Below are 18433 nucleotides of genomic sequence, written 5' to 3'. Positions count from 1 at the left end.
CTCCGCTTGCCCGATCACCGACCCGGCCGCCGCGCTCGACGGCTGAGACGACATGCGAAACACCCTCGATTTCAGTTCCTGGCAAGGCGTGCTGTCCACCCTGCTGGGGCTCGTCCTGGTGTCCGTGGTGGCCGTCGGCATCCGGTTGCTGGTGATGCAGAGCGTGCAGCAGCGTCGCGAGCGCCAGAACCGCCAGATCAACGAACGCCTGAAGACGCTCATCGCGGCCTACAAGACCTTGGGCGGCTCCTTCACCGGCGACCTGGCGGTCGACCCGAGTCATCTGCGGGAGCGCCGTCAGCAGGCCCGGGTGGCCGCTGCCGCAGTCGCGGACGCAGGCCTCGACGCCGTCGTCGGCGCGGACCCGCCGCCAGCCGACGCGGCCGATGGGATTGCTGCGGCCGATGCGCCCGGCGCGACCGGCTCGGACCGGCGACGCCGCATCCGCGACGCGGTCGAGGCGGCGCTCTCCGACGTGATCCTGCTGGGCACGCGGGAGCAGGTGCGGCTGGCCGTCCAGGCGGCCAACGACATGGTGGCCGGCCGCGCCATCGAGACCGCCGATCTGGTGGCCTCGCTGCGTGCCTTCATCCGCGAGGTGCTCGATCTCGAGGCGATCCCGGCGGACCTGCCGATTCCCCGGCAGGGGCCGGTGCGCGTGGCCGGTTCGGGAGCACGGGGCGGTCCGGCCGCGCGGGCGTCCGGCGCGGGCGGCGGACGCGGCGGGCAGGGCGGTGGCGGTGGCGACGGTGGCACGGCCGGCGTCGGCGCCGTGGGCGTCGTTCCTGGGGGCGGGACATCTCGCGCGGGCGGGGCGGGCGCGGACCTCGCCGTCGCGGAGCATCCCGGCTCCACCTAGCGCCCGGAGCCCGGAGCCCGGAGCCCGGAGCCCGGAGAAGCCGCGCCGAGGCGGCGGCGCGGGCTTCTCCGGGCGGGCGTATCGCCATGCCGCATCCGGTCCGACAATGTTTCCCGACGGCTCCACGGCCTTCCCATCGACCCTCCGACCCTCGCCTCCCTCCCGACCCCGCCCCATGGCCCTCGCCCAAGCCCTTACCACCCCCGACTACAAGCTCTTCCCGTCGCCGCGCAACCTCCACCGCGTGGTCTTCGCGCACCAGGTCTTCGTGCCCCATCCCTACATGCTCATCGACATGGCGAGCTACCACCTGAAGGGCCGCTACAGCCTGTTCGCGGCCCATCGCCTGGCCGACAACAAGGCCGGCCAGCTGGCGACCTTCGAGGACGCCGCCGACGAGGCGAGGTTCAAGTCGAAGTTCGTGCCCGACTGAGAGGCGCCGTGCGGATGCCCGCCATCGCTGAGCCGTTGCCGGTGCTCTATTCGTTCCGCCGCTGCCCCTATGCGATGCGGGCGCGCATGGCGCTGCTCGCGAGCGGCCAGCGCTGCGAGTTGCGCGAGGTCGTGCTGCGCGACAAGCCGCCCGAGCTGCTCGCGGCCTCGCCCGCGGCGACCGTGCCGGTGCTGGTCCTGCCCGCCGAGGACGGCCGGGTGATCGCGCACAGCCTGGACATCATGCTGTGGACCCTGCGCCGCCATGATCCGCTGGACTGGCTGGTGCCCGCGACCGGCACGCTGGAGGACCTGCTGTCGCTCGTCGATGCCTGCGATAGCGGCTTCAAGGCCGACCTGGACCGCTACAAGTACCCCGACCGCCATCCGCGCGCGCCGGGGCCCGACCTGCTCGCCGGTGCCGATGCGGCCCGCGCGTCGGCGCACCGCCACCGGGACCGGGGGGCCGCCTTCCTGGACCGCCTCGAGGACCGGCTCGCGCACGGCCCGTACCTGGCCGGCGGCCATGCCACGCTGGCCGATGCCGCCATCCTGCCGTTCGTGCGGCAGTTCGCCGGCGTCGATCCCGCCTGGTTCGCCGAGCGGCCCTGGCCGCGCCTGCGCCAGGCCCTGGCCGCCTGGGAGGGCTCCGAGGCCTTCGCCATCCTCATGCGCCGCCATGCGCCCTGGCGGGCGGCCGCGGGGCCGGGGGTCGTCTTTCCCTGAGTGCCCGCCGTGCCGGGCCTGTTTTCCGAACCATGAACGAATCCGTGAAGATGTCTTTCCGCCCGCCCGCCGACCCGGCGCGCCGCCCGTCCGGCACCGGTCGTGCCCCGAGACCGCCGCATCGCTGGCACGGGCTGCGTGCCGGGCTCGTGGCCCTGCTGCTGGGGGTCGGCGCGGCCGCCGGCCTCGCCGCGCCGGCGGCCGTGCCGCAGACGCCGCGCGCGGGCGCGACCTGGGGCGCGATCGCCGCGCGTGCCGATGGCTATGGCTATGCGTTCAATCAGCCTTCGCGTGCCGCCGCCGAGCAGGTGGCCCGCGCTCAGTGCGAGCGTCCGGCGGGCACGTCGTCCGCCGCGCCGGCGGCGACGGACCGACCGGGAGGTCGGGGCACCTGCGAGATCCGGGTCTGGTTCCAGCGCGGCTGCGCCGCGCTGGCGACCGGCAACTTCGGCGAGTGGGGTACGGCCACCGGCACCGATCAGGGCGTCGCCACCCGGGCCGCCGTGGCGCAGTGCGACGCGCACCTGCCGACCGAGCCCTGCCGGGTGGCGGTGGGCATCTGTTCGTCGCCCTGACGGTGACGACCGCCTGTCGCGTTGCAGGATGAGTCCTGCAGGGCCACCCGGTCCTGGCCGGCGCCCGGTCGGGACGGGTTGCCCCCACAGTCGCTCGCGACTCATCAAACCGGAGACTCACATGGACCCTGTATCGATCAACCACGCGCCGCGCGACCGGGGTCGCATCAATCTCGAGGAGCCCAGGGAGGTCCGTTACTGGACCCAGGCCCTGCACGTGAGCGAGGCCCGCCTGCGCTCGGCCGTCAGCGCCGCTGGCGATGCCACCCCGGCGGTGCGCCAGTACCTGTGCGGCCAGGCCGGCCCGGCCGAGGCCGCGAACGCCGGCCCCTGGACATCGGCCCCCCGCACCGGGCAGATCCAGCGCCAGCAGGCCTGATCGGGCATCGGTCGCCGGACGACCTGCCCCAGGTGGCGCGCGAGGGGACAATCGACCCACGATGAACCAGCCGCCCCCTTTTTTCCGTTCTCCCCGTCCGCGCCCCGGCGCCGCTCCCGCAGCGCCTTCGGCGATCGTGCCATCGCCCGCCGCGCCCGCTTCGCCGGCCGGACCGGTGCGCCTGAACAAGCGCATGGCCGAACTCGGCCTGTGCTCGCGTCGCGAGGCCGACGACTGGATCGAGCGCGGCTGGGTCAGGGTCAATGGCGAGGTGGCACCGATGGGCGTCAAGGTGACGCCCGCCGATCGCGTCGAGATCGACCAGGCGGCGCAGGGCCAGCAGGCGACGCAGGTCACCATCCTGCTGCACAAGCCGATGGGCTATGTGAGCGGGCAGGCCGAGGATGGCCACGAACCCGCCGTCATGCTCATCAACCCGCGCACCCACTGGCGCGAGGACACCAGCACGCATCGCTTCTCGCCGCCGCAGCTGCGCGGTCTGGCGCCGGCCGGCCGGCTCGACATCGACTCGGTCGGTCTGCTGGTGCTGACGCAGGATGGTCGCGTGGCGCGCCAGCTGATCGGCGAGGACTCGGGCATCGAGAAGGAATACCTGGTGCGGGTGACCTGGTCGCCCACGGCCGGCGCGACCGGCGGCCCGGGCGCGCGGGGCGATGTCACGACCGACGTGCAGCGCGTCTTTCCGCCCGCCATGCTGGCGCGCCTGCGCCATGGACTGAGCCTGGACGGCCAGCCGCTCAAGCCGGCCCGGGTCGACTGGCAGAACCCCGAGCAGCTGCGCTTCGTGCTCACCGAAGGCAAGAAGCGCCAGATCCGCCGCATGTGCGAGCAGGTCGGGCTGAAGGTGGTGGGCCTGAAGCGCATCCGCATCGGCCGCGTGATGCTGGGCAATCTGCCGGCCGGGCAGTGGCGCTATCTGGGGGCCGACGAGCGCTTCTGAGCGCGGGCCTACTTGGCCGCCATGTCCAGCTTGGGGATCAGCGCCTTGTAGAACGCGCGGTCCTTGTCGATCACGGCCTGGAACGTCGGTGCGTCGGCATACGACCAGCCGAGATTGGCCTTGGCGAGGGCCTCGCGGAAGACGGCGTCGTCGGCCGCCTTCCGAGCCACGTCGCCCAGCACGTCGACGATCTCCTGCGGCGTCGCCTTGGGCACCGCCAGGCCGCGCCAGACGGCCACCGACAGGTCGACGCCGCGCTCCTTGAGCGTCGGCACCTTCTCGAAGATCGGACCGGCCACGCGCTGGTCGGCCATCACCGCGAGCGTGCGCAGCTTGCCGGCGGCCACGTGCTGGGCCACCTCGCCGGGGCTCACGGCCACCGCGTCGACATGGCCGCCCAGCAGCGCCACCACGGCCGGCGAGGCCCCGAGGAACGGAACGTGGTTGTAGGTGATGCCGGTCTTGTCGGAGAACGCGGCGGCGGCCATGTGCCAGATCGAGCCGATGCCCGCGTTGCCGATGGAGATCGGCTCCTTGCGGGCGCGCGAATCGGCCATGAACTCCTCGACGGTCTTCCACGGCGCATCGGCGCGCACGGTGATGGCCGAGGGATCGGCGTTGAGGCGCGCGACGGGGCGCAGGTCGGCGGCCGTGAACTTGGCGATGCCCAGGTTGGGAATGATGGTCAGCTCGACGATGATGATGCCGATCTTGTAGCCGTCGGGCTTGGCCGCCACCAGCTCGCCCATGCCGATGGCGCCGCTCGCGCCGGGCTTGTTGTTGACGATCATCGGCTGCTGCGGCAGGTACTTCTTGGCCGCCTCGGCGAAGGCGCGGCCCACCATGTCGGTGCCGCCCCCCGCCGCCACCGGCACGATGATCTCGATCGGCCGGTTCGGATAGTCGGCAGCGCTGCTGGCGAAGGAGGCCCCGGCCAGCGCGAAGGCGCAGGCGGCGGCGATGAGGTGGCGGCGATGGGGATGCATGGGATGGTCTCCTGAGGATGTCTTGTTGTCGTTGTCGTTGTCGGGCCGTCGATGGCGCCACGCGCCACCGCCCACACCCGCTGAAACCGGCGCAGCCCAAGGCCGGGATACCGGGGAACCGGCTCCGCCGGGCCCCTGGTATCGCCCCCGGCAGGGGGTTGGCGAAGCGACACGCAGTGCGCGCAGCCTGGGGGCGAGCCGCTCAATACGTGGCCCGGCCACCCGAGAGGTCGAACACGGCCCCGGTGGTGAAGGAGTTCTCCTCCGACACCAGCCAGGTCACCATCGCCGCGATCTCCTCGACCTCGACGAAGCGTCCGCGCGGGATCTTCGAGAGCATGTAGTCGATGTGCTGCTGCGACATCTGCTCGAAGATCTTGGTGCGCGCGGCCGCCGGCGTGATGGCGTTGACCGCGACGTTGCGCCCGGCCGTCTCCTTGCCCAGGCTCTTGGTCAGCGCGATGACGCCGGCCTTGGAGGCGCTGTAGGCGGCGGCGTTGGGATTGCCTTCCTTGCCGGCGATGGAGGCCACGTTGACGATGCGCCCGTAGTCGCGCGCCACCATGCCCGCGACGACCGCGCGATTGACGTGGAACGCGCCGGTGAGGTTGACGTCGAGCACCTTCTGCCATTCGGCCGGCGCGTAGTCGGCCACCGGCGCGTTGGCGCCGGCGATGCCGGCGCTGTGGACCAGCATGGCGATCGGGCCGCTCGTGCCCTCGGTCTCCCGCACGGCCGCCTCGACCTCGGCCAGCGAGGTGATGTCGACCCGCACGGTCTGCACGGCGTCGCTTCGCAGGAGGGTCCGGGCCTCGTCAAGCGCCGCGGTGTTGGCGTCCCAGATGGCGACGCGGGCGCCACCGGCCAGGAGCCGCTGGACCACCGCCAGGCCGATGCCCTGCGCGCCACCGGTGACGACCGCCACGCGGCCCTCGAAGTTGTACTGGATCATGGAGTTCCGTTCGATGCGTTGGAAGGAGCCGAAGGCGTCAGGCCGCGACCGTGCGCTGGCGCTGCTCGCCCAGGCCGTCGATGCCCAGGCGCATGGTCTGGCCGGGGCGCAGGTAGACCGGCTCGGGCTTGCAGCCCATGCCGACGCCCGGCGGCGTGCCGGTGGAGATCACGTCGCCGGGATGCAGCGTCATGAAGCGGCTGAGGTAGGCCACCAGGTGCGCCACCCCGAAGACCATGGTGCGGGTGTTGCCGTCCTGGTAGCGGTGGCCGTCGACCTCCAGCCACAGGCCCAGCGTCTGCGGGTCGGGCACCTCGTCGGCGGTCACCAGCCAGGGGCCGATGGGGCCGAAGGTGTCGCAGCCCTTGCCCTTGTCCCAGGTGCCGCCGCGCTCGATCTGGTATTCGCGTTCGGAGACGTCGTTGATGACGCAATAGCCCGCCACGTGGTCCAGGGCATCGGCCTCTTCGATGTAGCTGGCAGTCTTGCCGATCACCACGCCGAGCTCGACCTCCCAGTCGGTCTTCTTCGAGCCGCGCGGGATCCGCACGTCGTCGTTGGGGCCGACCACGGCCGACAGCCACTTGTTGAACACCACCGGCTCCGAGGGCACGGCCAGGCCCGACTCGGCCGCGTGGTCGGCGTAGTTCAGGCCGATGCAGATGAACTTGCCGATGCGGCCGACGCAGGCGCCCAGGCGGGGCGAGCCCTCGACGGCCGGCAGCGTGGCGGTATCGAGCGCGCGCAGGGTGGCCAGCGCATCGGCCGACAGCACCGTGCCATCGATGTCGGCGACATGGGCCGACAGGTCGCGCAGCGTGCCGCCGTCGTCGAGCAGGCCGGGTTTCTCCTGGCCCGGGGGGCCATAGCGCAGCAATTTCATCCGTGTATCTCCTGGTGTCTCTGGGTCTCGGGGGGTCTGTGGATCGCCGCGGCATTGTGGGAGGGGGGCGGGGTGCTGCATAGTGAGAGCTTCTGATCCGCCGATAACTCCCCGGACTCTCCGGGTATCCCCTGAATCCCATCCAGCCATGCTGCCGAGCTCGTCCTCCATCGCCTCGCGCCTGCGTTTCCGTCAGTTGTCGCTGCTGGTGGCGCTCGACGAGCATGGCTCGCTGCATCGCGCCGCCGAACGCATGGGCATGACGCAACCGGGGCTGACCAAGGCGCTGCGCGAGATCGAGACCACTTTCGGCACCGAACTCTTCACCCGCTCGTCGCAGGGCGTGCACGCCAACGAGCTCGGACGCTGCGTGGTGCGCTATGCGCGACTGATCGACGCCGACCTGGCGCACCTGCGCGAGGAGATCGATGGCGTGCTGCGCGGCACCGGCGGACGGCTGGCGGTGGGCGCCATCGCCGGGGCGCTGCACCCGGTGCTCGTCGGGGCGCTGACGCGTCTGCGCGCGCAGCAGCCGGCGTTGTCGATCGAGGTGCGCGAGAGCACCTCGATCGAGCTGCTCACGCTGGTCGACGAGGGGCGGCTGGATCTGGCGGTCTGCCGCACCACGGTCGCCGCGCGGCCCGAGCAGTTCGACTACGAGCCGCTGATGGACGAGCAGGTCGCCGTCGCCGTGGGGCCGCGCCATCCGCTGGCCGGCGCCTCGGATGTCACGCTGGCCCAGCTCGCGGGCTTCCGCTGGCTCTGCTATCCGGCCCACATGCCCCTGCGCCACCTGCTCGAGCGCGAATTCCGCGAGGCCGGCCTGCCGCTGCCGGCCTATCCGAGCGAGACCGCCTCCACCTTCGCGACCATGCTGATGCTGCAGGAGGATCCGCTGCTCGTGGCGCTGATGTCCTCGGGCACGATGGACTTCTGCGAGCGCCACCGCATCGCCTGCCGCCTGCCGATCGCGATCGGGGCGCGGCACGAGGGCTTCGGCATCGTCACGCGCCGCGGCGCCCGGCTCGCGCCGGCGGCGCTGCTGCTGGCGGGCCACCTGCGCGAGGTCGCCAGGGCGCCGGCGCGAGCCGATTGAACGTGTCGCGCCGGCGGCATTGAAAAATCGCCGGGTGCCGCCATCTGCCCCGCGACCGTGCCGCAGGGGCGGTCCCCAGACATCGACGAACGAACAGACGATCACCATGACCTCTACCGCATCGACCAAACTCCCCTTCCAGGCCGAAGTCGCACAGTTGCTGCACCTCGTCACGCATTCGCTCTATTCGAACAAGGAAATCTTCCTGCGCGAACTGATCTCGAACGCGTCGGACGCCTGCGACAAGCTGCGCTTCGAGGCCATCAACGATGCCTCGCTCTACGAGGACGCGCCCAACCTCGAGGTGCGCGTGTCCTTCGACAAGGCCGCCCGCACGCTGACCTTTACCGACAACGGCATCGGCCTGTCGCGCCAGGAGGCGATCGACAACCTCGGCACCATCGCCAAGAGCGGCACCAAGGACTTCATGAGCAAGCTCTCGGGCGACCAGAAGTCCGACGCCCAGCTCATCGGCCAGTTCGGCGTGGGCTTCTATTCGGGCTTCATCGTGGCCGACCGCATCGTGGTGGAATCGCGCCGCGCCGGCCTGCCCACCAGCCAGGGCGTGCGCTGGACGAGCACCGGCGCGGGCGACTTCGAGGTCGACGACATCGAGCGTCCCCAGCGCGGCACCAGCGTCACGCTGCATCTGCGCGAGGACGCCGAGGAGTACCTGAACGCCTGGAAGCTCAAGTCGGTCATCGGCAAGTACTCCGACCACATCTCCCTGCCTATCCTGATGGAGAAGGAGGAGTGGAAGGAAGGCGAGAACGACCAGCCCGGCGACATGGTCAAGACCGGCGAATGGGAGCCCGTCAACAAGGCCAGCGCCCTGTGGACCCGTCCGAAAAAGGACATCACCGACGAGCAGTACGCCGAGTTCTACAAGACCATCTCGCACGACTACGCCGACCCGCTGACCTGGAGCCACAACCGCGTCGAGGGCAGCACCGAGTACACGCAATTGCTGTTCATCCCGTCAAAGGCGCCGATGGACCTGTTCAACCGCGACAAGACCGCCGGCGTGAAGCTGTACGTGAAGCGCGTCTTCATCATGGACGACGCCGAGGCGCTGATGCCCAGCTACCTGCGCTTCGTCAAGGGCGTGATCGACTCGGCCGACCTGCCGCTCAACGTCAGCCGCGAGCTGCTGCAGGAGAGCCGCGACGTCAAGGCGATCCGCGAGGGCAGCACCAAGCGCGTGCTGTCGATGCTGGAGGACCTGGTGAGGAAGCAGAAGGCCGCCGTCGAGAACGCCGCCGCCAAGATCGACGTCGGTTCGGGCGAATCGGTGCCGGCGCCGGAGCCGACCGAGCCGATCGACGCCGTCACCGACGTCACCGACAAGAAGGCGACGCCCGCCGCCGAGGCGGCCGCCGAGTTCGCGGCCGATGCCGATGCCGGCAAGTACGCGGCCTTCTATGCCGAGTTCGGCGCCGTCCTCAAGGAAGGCCTGGGCGAGGACATGGCCAACCGCGACCGCATCGCCAAGCTGCTGCGCTTCGCCTCCACCACCAGCGATGCCGTGAGCGTGAGCTTCGCCGACTACAAGGCACGCATGAAGGAAGGCCAGGAGGCGATCTACTACATCACCGCCGACACCCTGGCCGCCGCCAAGAACAGCCCGCAGCTCGAACTCTTCAAGAAGAAGGGCATCGAGGTGCTGCTGATGACCGACCGCGTCGACGAGTGGGCGCTGAACTACCTCAACGAGTTCGACGGCACGCCGCTGCAGAGCGTGGCGAAGGGCGCGGTCGACCTGGGCGGCCTGCAGGACGAGGCCGAGAAGAAGGCCGCCGAGGAAGCCGCCGAGAGCTTCAAGCCGGTGCTGGAGCGGCTCAAGGAAGCGCTCAAGGACAAGGCCGAGGACGTGCGCGTGACCACGCGTCTGGTCGATTCGCCAGCCTGCCTGGTGGTCAAGGACGGCGGCATGAGCACCCAGCTCGCCCGCATGCTGCGCCAGGCCGGACAACCCGCGCCCGACCTCAAGCCGGTGCTGGAAGTCAATGCGGAGCATCCGCTGGTCAAGAAGCTCGAAGGCGAGACCGGGCACTTCGACGATCTGGCGAACATCCTGTTCGACCAGGCGCTGCTGGCCGAGGGGGGCCTGCCGGCCGATCCGGCGGCCTATGTGCGGCGCGTCAACGCGCTGCTGGTCTAGCGCCCATGTCCACCCCCAGCCTTCGCGCGCGTCGCGTCGCGACGCCTTCCCCCTTGCAAGGGACGATCGACGGACTGCTGCGTGGCGCGGTCATCGCGGTCGCGGCCGGGCTCGCCGGCTGCGCGGCGGGCGTGGGCATCGGGATTCCGCTGGTGCCGGGCGTCTCGCTGGGCGTGGGGGTCGGCTCGGGCGGGCCGAGCATCGGCCTGGGAACCGGCGTCGGGCCGCTGGGCGTGGGCGTCGGTGTCAACGGCAGCGGGCAGGTCTATGGCGGTGCCGGCGTCGGTGCCTCCACCGGCATCGGTGGTGGTGCCCGACTGGGTGCCGGGGTGGGCACGGGTACCGTGCTGTACGACCCGAATGCGCCCCGCTCGCCGATGTCGCCGCCACCCAGCCGCGGCGTGGAGCAGGGAGTGGTGGTGCCGTCGTCGTCGGTCCCGCCTTCCACGTCCTATCCCCGGCCCACGCGTCCGTCGGGCGGGCCGGCCCAGCCCGACAGCCCCTACTGATCCGGCCGGCCCGTCGCCCGCCGCCAGCCCGTGGCGAAGTCGGGCGCATCCGCCATCACGCGTACAACGGCTCCTCGTCCATGCGCTCGCACTGGTCCTGCAGCACCAGGATCTGGCCCTTCCAGTAGTCGCTCGATCCGAACCACGGAAAGTTGATCGGAAAGATCGGGTCCTCGAAGCGGCGCGCCAGCCAGGCACTGTAGTGGATCAGGCGCAGGGTGCGCAGCGGTTCGATGAGCGCCAGTTCGCGGCGGTCGAATTCGCGGAACTGCTCGTAGCCGTCGAGCAGGCCGCTCAATTGGGCGGTGCGCTGCGCGCGCTCGCCCGACAGCAGCATCCACAGGTCCTGGACCGCGAAGCCGGTGCGCGCGTCGTCGAGATCGACGAAATGCGGTCCGCCCAGGGGCCGGTCGGTCGGCGTCCAGAGGATGTTGCCGGGATGGACGTCGCCATGCAGCCGGAGCCGGCGCGATGGCGCATCCGGTCCGCGCGCCGCCACGGGATCGAGTGGCGTCGCGGCGATGCGGTCGAGGGCCGCGTTGCAGGCGCTCTCCCAGTCGCGCTGCACGTCGAGCGGAATCTTGTCGTGGGCCAGCAGCCAGTCGCGCGAGGCGACGCCGAAGGTGTGCAGGTCGAGCGCCGGACGATGCACGAAAGGTCGCGCGGCGCCGATGGTGTGGATGCGGGCCAGGAAGCGGCCCACCCATTCGAGGACCTCGAAATCCTCCAGCTCCGGACCACGGCCGCCGCGATACGGACTGACGCTGAAGGCGAAGTCGCCATGGTGGTGCAGGGTCCGGTCCTGCAGGCGCAGCGGAGGAACCGCCGGGACCTCGGCGACGGCGAGTTCGAGGGCGAACTCGTGCTCCTCGAGGATCTCGGCGTCGCTCCAGCGGCCGGGCCGGTAGAACTTGACGACCACGGCCGGATGCGGGTCCGCGTCTTCCAGGAAGACCTGGTAGACGCGGTTCTCGTAGGAGTTGAGGGCGGTCAGCCGGCCATCGCCGTGCAGGCCCAGCGCGGCCAGCGCATCGAGCACCACGTCCGGCGTGAGGTTCTCGTAGGGATGGGGATCGGGTGGCGCGCTGGAAGAGGAGGTCATGCGGCCATTGTCGCCATCCATGCCCGCGTCACGGCCTGTTTCGCATCCCCGGGCACGCGCGCGGCGTGCCGGCCGATCAGACGATCGACAGGTCGACGTCGATGTTGCCGCGGGTGGCGTTCGAGTACGGGCACACCTCGTGGGCGGCGTCGACCAGCTGCTTCTTCTGCGCGTCGTCCAGGCCCGGCAGGTTCACCGCCAGCTTGACCGCGATGCCATAGGCCGCGCCGCCCTTGATCGGGCCGAGCGAGACCTTCGAATCGATCGACACGTCGTCGGGCACCTTGATGCCGATCTTCGAGCTCACGGCCTTCAGGGCACCGACGAAGCAGGCGGCATAGCCGACGGCGAAGAGCTGTTCCGGGTTGGTGCCGGGCTTGTTGGAACCCGGGGCGCTCAACTTGACGTCGAGGGCGCCGTCGCTGCTCTTGCCGGTGCCTTCACGGCCACCGATGGCGGTGGCTTCGGCGGTGTAGAGGACTTTTTCGAGAGAGTGGGCCATGGTTTTCCTTGGGTGGTTGAAAGGTGGGTGGATGGAATGCCTTCGATCGAAGGCGGCGAGAAATTCGAGAGGTCGTTGCTGCTTCCGTGGATCAGGCCGCGGCCCTGAGCCGATCGCGCAGGGTCTGGAGCTGGCGTGTGAGTGCCACGAGTTCGTCGATCGAGCACTCGCTGGCCGTGAGCATGCAGGCCGGCACGTCGACCGCGCGCAATCGCAATCTGCGGCCCGTCGATGTCAGCGTGATGCGAACGCGACGTTCGTCGGCGGCGTCGCGCAGCCGCGTCAGCTGTCCGCCCGCCTCCAGCCGCTTGAGCAGGGGAGTGAGGGTGCCGGAATCGAGCGAGAGCCGTTCGCCCAGCTCGGACACCGTGACGCCATCCCGCTCCCAGAGAGCCAGCATCACCAGGTATTGCGGATAGGTGAGGCCCAGCTGGTCCAGCAGGGGCTTGTACAGACGCGTCATCGCCAGCGAGGTCGAATAGACCGCGAAGCACAGCTGGTTGTCCAGTTGCAGCAGTGGGTCCATGGCGGTGGCGGAAGGCATGGATACCAATGTAGCGCCCAATTCGATTGCGTGCGATTGAATTGGACAATGACCCTGAAAGTGCACGGGACGATCAGGGTGCCGGGATGTCCCGGCGGGTTCCGGCACCATGGCTGGAAACCTCCTGCCCTAGCGTTTTTAATCGTCTCGCGCGTTTTTTCAGTAGGCGTAGACGCCGCGTTTCGTCTTGCGTCCGAGCTGGCCGGCCGCGACCATCTCGCGCAGCAGTGGACAGGGCCGGTATTTGGAGTCGCCGAACTCGTGCAGGTACACCTCCATCACCGCCAGGCACACATCCAGGCCGATCATGTCGGCCAGCGCCAGCGGGCCGATGGGCTGGTTGCAGCCGAGCTTCATGCCCGCGTCGATGTCCTCGGCCGTGGCGATGCCCTCGGACAGCACGAAGAAGGCCTCGTTGATCATCGGCACCAGGATGCGGTTGACCACGAAGCCCGGCGCGTTCTTCACCGTGATGGGCGACTTGCCCAGGGTCTCTGACAGCGCCTTGACCGCGTCGTGCGTGGCATCGCTCGTGAGGTAGCCGCGGATGATCTCCACCAGCGCCATCATCGGCACGGGGTTGAAGAAGTGCATGCCGATGAAGCGGTCGGGGCGCGAGGTGGCGGCGGCCAGCTGCGTGATGGAGATCGACGAGGTGTTCGACGCGATGATGACCTCCGGCGCCAGCAGGGCGTCGACCTGCTTGAGGATCTTCACCTTGAGCTCGTGGTTCTCGGTGGCTGCCTCGATGACCAGCTGCGCGCCCTGGAGGTCGTCGTAGTTCGTCGAGCCCTTGATCAGCGCGAGCGCCGCGTCCTTCTGCGCGCCGGTCAGCTTCTCCTTCTTGATCAGCCGGTCGAGGCTGGCGCCGACGGCGCCGAGGCCCTTGTCGACGGCTGCCTGCGAGATGTCGACCATCACGACGTTCACGCCGACGACCGCGCAGGCCTGGGCAATGCCGTTGCCCATCGTTCCGGCGCCAATGATGCCGACGGTCTGGATGCTCATGGAAATACTCCTTGGAGAAGAGGGGGGGGGGGAGATGAGGTGGAAGGATCGGGACGCGGAACGGCGCGAGTCGCCGGCCGCGCATCGCGAAGATTGTGGCGCAGCGGGGCCGGTCGACCTGCCACGCTGGCGTCACGCGGGGGATCGGCCTGATTTAAAGTGCCCTGTTTCAGCCCTGAAAGCACGTTTCCCATGACCACCGTCCTCGGCACTCCGCTGTCTCCCCGCGCCACCCGCGTGATGCTCCTGGGCTCGGGTGAACTCGGCAAGGAGGTGCTGATCGCCCTGCAGCGCCTGGGTGTCGAGACCATCGCGGTCGACCGCTACGACCATGCACCCGGTCAGCAGGTCGCGCACCACGCGCGCACCATCTCCATGAGCGACCCGGCGCAGCTGCAGGCGCTGATCGAGGCCGAACGGCCCGACCTGGTCGTGCCCGAGATCGAGGCCATCGCCACCGGCATGCTCCAGACGCTGGAGGACGCCGGGCGGGTGCGCGTCATACCGACCGCCCGCGCCGCACGATTGACGATGGATCGCGAAGGCATCCGTCGCCTGGCCGCCGAGACGCTGGGCCTGCCGACCAGCCCGTATGTCTTCTGCGATTCGCTCGCCGAGCTGCAGGCGGCCATCGACGCAGGGGGCATCGGCTATCCATGCATCGTCAAGCCGGTGATGAGCAGTTCCGGCAAGGGCCAGAGTCGCATCGACGGACCCGGCGACGTACGGGCCGCCTGGGACCATGCCATGGCCGGCGGCCGGGTGAGCCATGGCCGGATCATCGTCGAGGGTTTCGTCGACTTCGACTATGAGATCACGCTGTTGACCGTGCGCGCGCGCGCCGCTTCCGGGGCGATCGAGACCTGCTTCTGCGAACCGATCGGCCATGTGCAGGTCGGCGGCGATTACGTGGAGAGCTGGCAGCCTCAGGCGATGGCGCCGCTGGCACTGGAGCGGGCCCGCCGGATCGCGCGTGCCGTCACCGACGATCTGGGCGGGCAGGGGCTCTTCGGCGTCGAGCTGTTCGTCAAGGGCGACGAGGTCTGGTTCAGCGAGGTCAGTCCGCGACCGCACGACACCGGCATGGTCACCATGGCCACGCAGTGGCAGAACGAGTTCGAGCTGCACGCTCGCGCCATCCTGGGCCTGCCGGTGGACACCACGCTCAAGAGCGCGGGCGCGAGCGCGGTGATCTATGGCGGCGTGGATGCGTCCGGCATCGTCTTCGATGGCGTCGCCGATGCATTGGCCGTGCCCGACACCGACGTGCGGCTGTTCGGCAAACCCGAGAGCTTCGTGAAACGCCGCATGGGCGTCGCGCTGGCCCACGCGGCGGATGTCGAGACCGCGCGCGATCGCGCCAAGGAAGCCGCCTCGCGCGTCAAGCCGCGGGCGGCATGAAGCCCACGGGCCGATCCGTCGATCGCGCCCTAGGACAGGGAAATCCGCTCGAAAACCAAGGACCGAGAACCATGCTGCATCCCCAAGCCCGCTCCCTGCTCGACCTGATGGAAGCGCGTGGCCTGCCCGCCACGCATACCTTGTCGCCGGCCGATGCGCGACAGGCTTATCGCGAGCGTCGTCATTTCACGCAGCCCGAGGCCCCCGCCGTCCACGAGGTCCGCGATCTCCAAGCCGAAGGACCGCACGGTCCCATCCCCCTGCGCCTCTACCGGCCCGCGGGCGGTGGCGCGGGCGTGCTGCCGGTGCTGGTGTATTTCCACGGCGGCGGCTGGACCATCGGTGATCTCGACACGCATGACACGCTGTGCCGCGAGCTCGCCAATGGCGCTGGTTGCGTCGTCGTCGCGGTCGATTACCGGATGGGTCCGGAACACCGCTTTCCCGCCGCCATCGACGATGCGCTGGCGGCCACGCGCTGGATAGGGCGCGAAGCCGATGCGCTCGGTGTCGATGCGAGCCGGCTGGCGGTGGGCGGAGACAGTGCCGGTGGCAATCTCGCCGCCGTGGTCGCGATCGCCGCGCGCGATGCCGGCGATCCGCCGATCGTTTTCCAGTTGCTGATCTATCCGGCCACCGACATGCGTCGCCAGCATGCCTCGCACGCCCGCAATGGCCAGGGTTACCTGTTGACCCACGAGTCACTCACCTACTACCACGACCACTACATCGACGATCCGCGGCACGACCTCGACTGGCGGGCCTCGCCGCTGCTGGCGGAGGACTTCGCCGGACTGCCACCGGCGTTGGTGATCACGGCCGGCCATGATCCCCTGGTCGACGAGGGAGCGGACTACGCGCGGCGTCTCTCCGACGCCGGCAACCGCGTGAGCTATGTCTGCTTCGAGCGACAGATCCATGGATTCATCACGATGGGTGGCGTGCTGGATGAGGCACATACCGCCGTCGGGTTGTGCGCGATCGAGCTGCGGCGTGCCCTGGCTGCGTCAGACGGGTCGGTACTTCAGTTCTGAGCATGGCCAGGGGCGGCCTGTGTCGACACCAGGCCGACACGACACTCCGAGCGGGGAATCGGAAATGAAAAAAGCTCCCGAAGGAGCTTTTTTCATTTCGCCTGGGCGCTTGTGAGGCCTGGGCGAAAAGTGTCTGGATCGTGAGGGGGCGAGGGCTTAGTAGCCGCCGCGGCCACCGCCGCCGCCGTAACCACCACCACCGCCGCCACCGCTGCGGCCACCGCCGCCGTAGCCGCCACCACCGTTGCCGCCGCCGCCGTTGCCGCCGCCGCCGTAGCCGCCGCCGCCACCGCCGTAGCCACCACCACCGCCGCCACCGCTGCGGCCGCCACCACCATAACCACCACCAGCCGGACGGGGTTCCATCGGGCGGGCTTCGTTGACCGTGAGGGCACGGCCGTCGAGGGTGTGGCCGTTCAGGCCTTCGATGGCAGCCTGCGCTTCAGCGTCGGTGCCCATTTCGACGAAACCAAAGCCCTTGGAGCGGCCGGTTTCACGTTCCATCATGACCTTGGCGCTGGCCACGGCGCCGAATTCGCCGAAGGCTTGCTCGAGGTCGTTGTCGCGGATGGAGTAGGACAGGTTGCCTACGTAGAGTTTCTTGCCCATGGAGGGACTCCTAATTCAAACCAAAATAACAAAGCGATGGAGTCCCAGAATCACAACTGACTTGAAGAGCGCTGTGGCGCGAAACTACCGGATCACCGATTCGTGTCAGGTGGAAGACCACCTAAACACTTGCGCATTGTCGTTCACTCCGGCGGCTTTGGGGCGATTGCTTTCATCATTCGTACTGAAATCGCATCGTTTCAGGGTTTTTCCCAAGCTGCGACGGGGCGGGTCCGCCTGTGGCTATCCTTGTCCGGTTTTCCCTTCTCCCCGCCGGGATATCGCCGTCTTCGATCGAGTCTTCGAAGCAGCCACGTCCCGGCCTCCTTTCCGTCAGCGAACGTCGCATGTCATTCACCAGCCTGGGCCTCGTCCCGTCCCTCACGCGTGCGCTCGCCGATCTCGGTTACCTGACGCCCACCGCCATCCAGCAGGAAGCCATTCCAGCCGTGCTCGGAGGTCGCGACGTGCTGGCCACGGCGCGCACCGGTTCCGGCAAGACGGCCGCCTTCGCGTTGCCGGTGCTGCAGCGACTCTCCGAGCGCGCGCAGGGGCCGGGCCGGCGGTCCTTGCAGTCCCTGGTCCTGGTGCCGACGCGTGAACTCGCCGCGCAGGTCGGCGAAGTGATGCGGGGCATCGCCCGGACATTGCCGACGCCCGTGCGCGTCGCCGTCGCGTTCGGCGGCGTGTCGATCAATCCCCAGCTGATGTCGCTGCGTGGTGGCGCCGATGTCATGGTCGCCACGCCGGGCCGGCTGCTCGACCTGGTGGCGCACCGGGCGCTCGACCTGGGCGACCTGTCGATCCTGGTTCTCGACGAGGCCGACCGCCTGCTCGATCTCGGTTTCGACGAGGAACTGCAGCGCATCCTGGCGCAGCTGCCGGTGCGGCGGCAGACCGTGATGTTCTCGGCCACCTTTCCACCAGCCATCGAGAAACTCGCGGGCCTCGTGCTGCGCGATGCCGTGCGCATCGAGGTGGCGGATGATCTCGCCACGGCGAGCGACATCGCGCAGCGCGCGATCGAGGTCGATCCGCCGCGACGCACGCAACTGCTCGCGCGGCTGGTGCGCGACGAGGGCTGGACGCGTGTGCTGGTCTTCGTGGCGACCAAGCATGCGGCGGAGATCGTGGCCGACAAGCTGCGCAAGACCGGACTGACGGCCGAGCCCTTCCATGGCCTGCTGAGCCAGGGCAAGCGCAGCCAGGTGCTGGCCGACCTCAAGGCATCGCGTGTACAGGTGGTGGTGGCCACCGACCTGGCGGCGCGCGGCATCGACGTGATCGCGCTGCCGGTGGTGGTGAACTACGACCTGGCCCGCTCCGCCGTCGATCACGTGCATCGCATCGGTCGCACGGGTCGCGCCGGAGAAGGCGGACTGGCCGTGAGCTTCGTGAGCGCATCGACCGAGGCGCATTTCCGCCTCATCGAGAAGCGGCAGGGAGTGCCGGTGGCGCGCGAGCGGATCACCGGCTTCGAACCTCGCGAGGCGATGGATGGTGGCGTGCCGGTGGCCGGCGCCCCATCGGTCGATGCGACGCCCGGCACAGGAGGCATCAAGGGCAGGCGACCCAGCAAGAAGGACAAGCTGCGCGCCGCGCGGAAGGCGCAGGACGACTGAGGCATGGGCGCCGCAGCCATGAAAAAAGCCGGCGTTGAAGCCGGCTTGCATCAGCGGGTCGGTCGCTCGCGGGCGAACACACGACCGACCCC

General features: G+C 69.5%; 20 protein-coding genes. 12 read left to right on the top strand and 8 right to left on the bottom strand.

Annotation, left to right across the window (positions count from 1 at the left end):
• The first annotated feature begins 52 nt into the window (after window positions 1-52).
• From AC1MLT_RS11180 to AC1MLT_RS11155, 6 genes are all read left to right on the top strand, one after another.
• Window positions 53-859: a hypothetical protein gene (locus tag AC1MLT_RS11180; protein WP_481032326.1), complete on the top strand. Its 807-nt coding sequence runs from the start codon at window positions 53-55 to the stop codon at window positions 857-859.
• Between the two features lie 175 nt (window positions 860-1034).
• On the top strand, window positions 1035-1292 hold the full coding sequence (locus AC1MLT_RS11175; protein ID WP_481032325.1) for a hypothetical protein: 258 nt from the start codon (window positions 1035-1037) through the stop codon (window positions 1290-1292).
• 14 nt (window positions 1293-1306) lie between these two features.
• Complete coding sequence (locus tag AC1MLT_RS11170; protein WP_481032324.1) at window positions 1307-2017, top strand: glutathione S-transferase; 711 nt, start codon at window positions 1307-1309, stop codon at window positions 2015-2017.
• 50 nt (window positions 2018-2067) lie between these two features.
• Window positions 2068-2592, top strand: coding sequence for a DUF4189 domain-containing protein (locus AC1MLT_RS11165; RefSeq protein WP_481034980.1), 525 nt, complete (start codon window positions 2068-2070; stop codon window positions 2590-2592).
• Between the two features lie 121 nt (window positions 2593-2713).
• Entirely contained in the window at window positions 2714-2971 is a 258-nt protein-coding gene (locus AC1MLT_RS11160; RefSeq protein ID WP_481032323.1) for a DUF3606 domain-containing protein, read from the top strand.
• A gap of 61 nt (window positions 2972-3032) precedes the next feature.
• Window positions 3033-3932, top strand: coding sequence for a pseudouridine synthase (locus AC1MLT_RS11155; protein WP_481032322.1), 900 nt, complete (start codon window positions 3033-3035; stop codon window positions 3930-3932).
• An 8-nt stretch (window positions 3933-3940) separates the two neighbouring features.
• On the opposite strand, the gene AC1MLT_RS11150 is transcribed toward AC1MLT_RS11155, so the two are convergent.
• The 3 genes from AC1MLT_RS11150 to AC1MLT_RS11140 all read right to left on the bottom strand — a co-directional run bounded on the left by AC1MLT_RS11150 (window position 3941) and on the right by AC1MLT_RS11140 (window position 6753).
• Entirely contained in the window at window positions 3941-4918 is a 978-nt protein-coding gene (locus AC1MLT_RS11150; protein WP_481032321.1) for a tripartite tricarboxylate transporter substrate binding protein, read from the bottom strand.
• Between the two features lie 202 nt (window positions 4919-5120).
• Window positions 5121-5870, bottom strand: coding sequence for an SDR family NAD(P)-dependent oxidoreductase (locus tag AC1MLT_RS11145; RefSeq protein ID WP_481032320.1), 750 nt, complete (start codon window positions 5868-5870; stop codon window positions 5121-5123).
• 37 nt (window positions 5871-5907) lie between these two features.
• Window positions 5908-6753: an ureidoglycolate lyase gene (locus AC1MLT_RS11140; protein WP_481032319.1), complete on the bottom strand. Its 846-nt coding sequence runs from the start codon at window positions 6751-6753 to the stop codon at window positions 5908-5910.
• Window positions 6754-6901: 148 nt separating this feature from the next.
• Between AC1MLT_RS11140 and AC1MLT_RS11135 the strand changes: the two genes are divergently transcribed.
• The 3 genes from AC1MLT_RS11135 (at window position 6902) to AC1MLT_RS11125 (ending at window position 10519) form a co-directional block, all read left to right on the top strand.
• The gene (locus AC1MLT_RS11135) at window positions 6902-7849 is read left to right on the top strand and encodes a LysR family transcriptional regulator (protein ID WP_481032318.1); all 948 of its coding nucleotides are present in this window, start codon (window positions 6902-6904) and stop codon (window positions 7847-7849) included.
• Between the two features lie 106 nt (window positions 7850-7955).
• A complete protein-coding gene (gene htpG / locus AC1MLT_RS11130; protein ID WP_481032317.1) occupies window positions 7956-10010 on the top strand; it encodes a molecular chaperone HtpG in 2055 nt (684 codons plus the stop codon).
• Between the two features lie 5 nt (window positions 10011-10015).
• A complete protein-coding gene (locus AC1MLT_RS11125) occupies window positions 10016-10519 on the top strand; it encodes a hypothetical protein (protein ID WP_481032316.1) in 504 nt (167 codons plus the stop codon).
• 55 nt (window positions 10520-10574) lie between these two features.
• On the opposite strand, the gene AC1MLT_RS11120 is transcribed toward AC1MLT_RS11125, so the two are convergent.
• The 4 genes from AC1MLT_RS11120 to AC1MLT_RS11105 all read right to left on the bottom strand — a co-directional run bounded on the left by AC1MLT_RS11120 (window position 10575) and on the right by AC1MLT_RS11105 (window position 13675).
• Window positions 10575-11621 carry a serine/threonine protein kinase gene (locus AC1MLT_RS11120; protein ID WP_481032315.1) on the bottom strand — a complete coding sequence of 349 codons (1047 nt, stop codon included), beginning with the start codon at window positions 11619-11621 and terminating at the stop codon, window positions 10575-10577.
• 76 nt (window positions 11622-11697) lie between these two features.
• Complete coding sequence (locus AC1MLT_RS11115; RefSeq protein ID WP_481032314.1) at window positions 11698-12123, bottom strand: organic hydroperoxide resistance protein; 426 nt, start codon at window positions 12121-12123, stop codon at window positions 11698-11700.
• 91 nt (window positions 12124-12214) lie between these two features.
• A complete protein-coding gene (locus AC1MLT_RS11110; protein ID WP_481032313.1) occupies window positions 12215-12667 on the bottom strand; it encodes a MarR family winged helix-turn-helix transcriptional regulator in 453 nt (150 codons plus the stop codon).
• 159 nt (window positions 12668-12826) lie between these two features.
• Window positions 12827-13675: a 3-hydroxybutyryl-CoA dehydrogenase gene (locus AC1MLT_RS11105; RefSeq protein ID WP_481032312.1), complete on the bottom strand. Its 849-nt coding sequence runs from the start codon at window positions 13673-13675 to the stop codon at window positions 12827-12829.
• Window positions 13676-13867: 192 nt separating this feature from the next.
• On the opposite strand from AC1MLT_RS11105, the gene purT reads away from it, so the two are divergent.
• Window positions 13868-15076, top strand: a complete 1209-nt coding sequence (gene purT, locus AC1MLT_RS11100; RefSeq protein ID WP_481032311.1) for a formate-dependent phosphoribosylglycinamide formyltransferase — start codon at window positions 13868-13870, stop codon at window positions 15074-15076.
• A 71-nt stretch (window positions 15077-15147) separates the two neighbouring features.
• Window positions 15148-16110, top strand: a complete 963-nt coding sequence (locus AC1MLT_RS11095; protein WP_481032310.1) for an alpha/beta hydrolase — start codon at window positions 15148-15150, stop codon at window positions 16108-16110.
• A gap of 156 nt (window positions 16111-16266) precedes the next feature.
• On the opposite strand, the gene AC1MLT_RS11090 is transcribed toward AC1MLT_RS11095, so the two are convergent.
• Entirely contained in the window at window positions 16267-16719 is a 453-nt protein-coding gene (locus tag AC1MLT_RS11090) for an RNA recognition motif domain-containing protein (RefSeq protein ID WP_481032309.1), read from the bottom strand.
• 347 nt (window positions 16720-17066) lie between these two features.
• Between AC1MLT_RS11090 and AC1MLT_RS11085 the strand changes: the two genes are divergently transcribed.
• Window positions 17067-18341: a DEAD/DEAH box helicase gene (locus AC1MLT_RS11085; RefSeq protein ID WP_481032308.1), complete on the top strand. Its 1275-nt coding sequence runs from the start codon at window positions 17067-17069 to the stop codon at window positions 18339-18341.
• Window positions 18342-18433: the final 92 nt, after the last annotated feature.

The sequence above is a fragment of the Variovorax sp. PEI5 genome (assembly GCF_056679935.1).
Note: the sequence above shows the minus strand (reverse complement) of the source record. Positions and strands in the feature narration are given on the sequence as shown.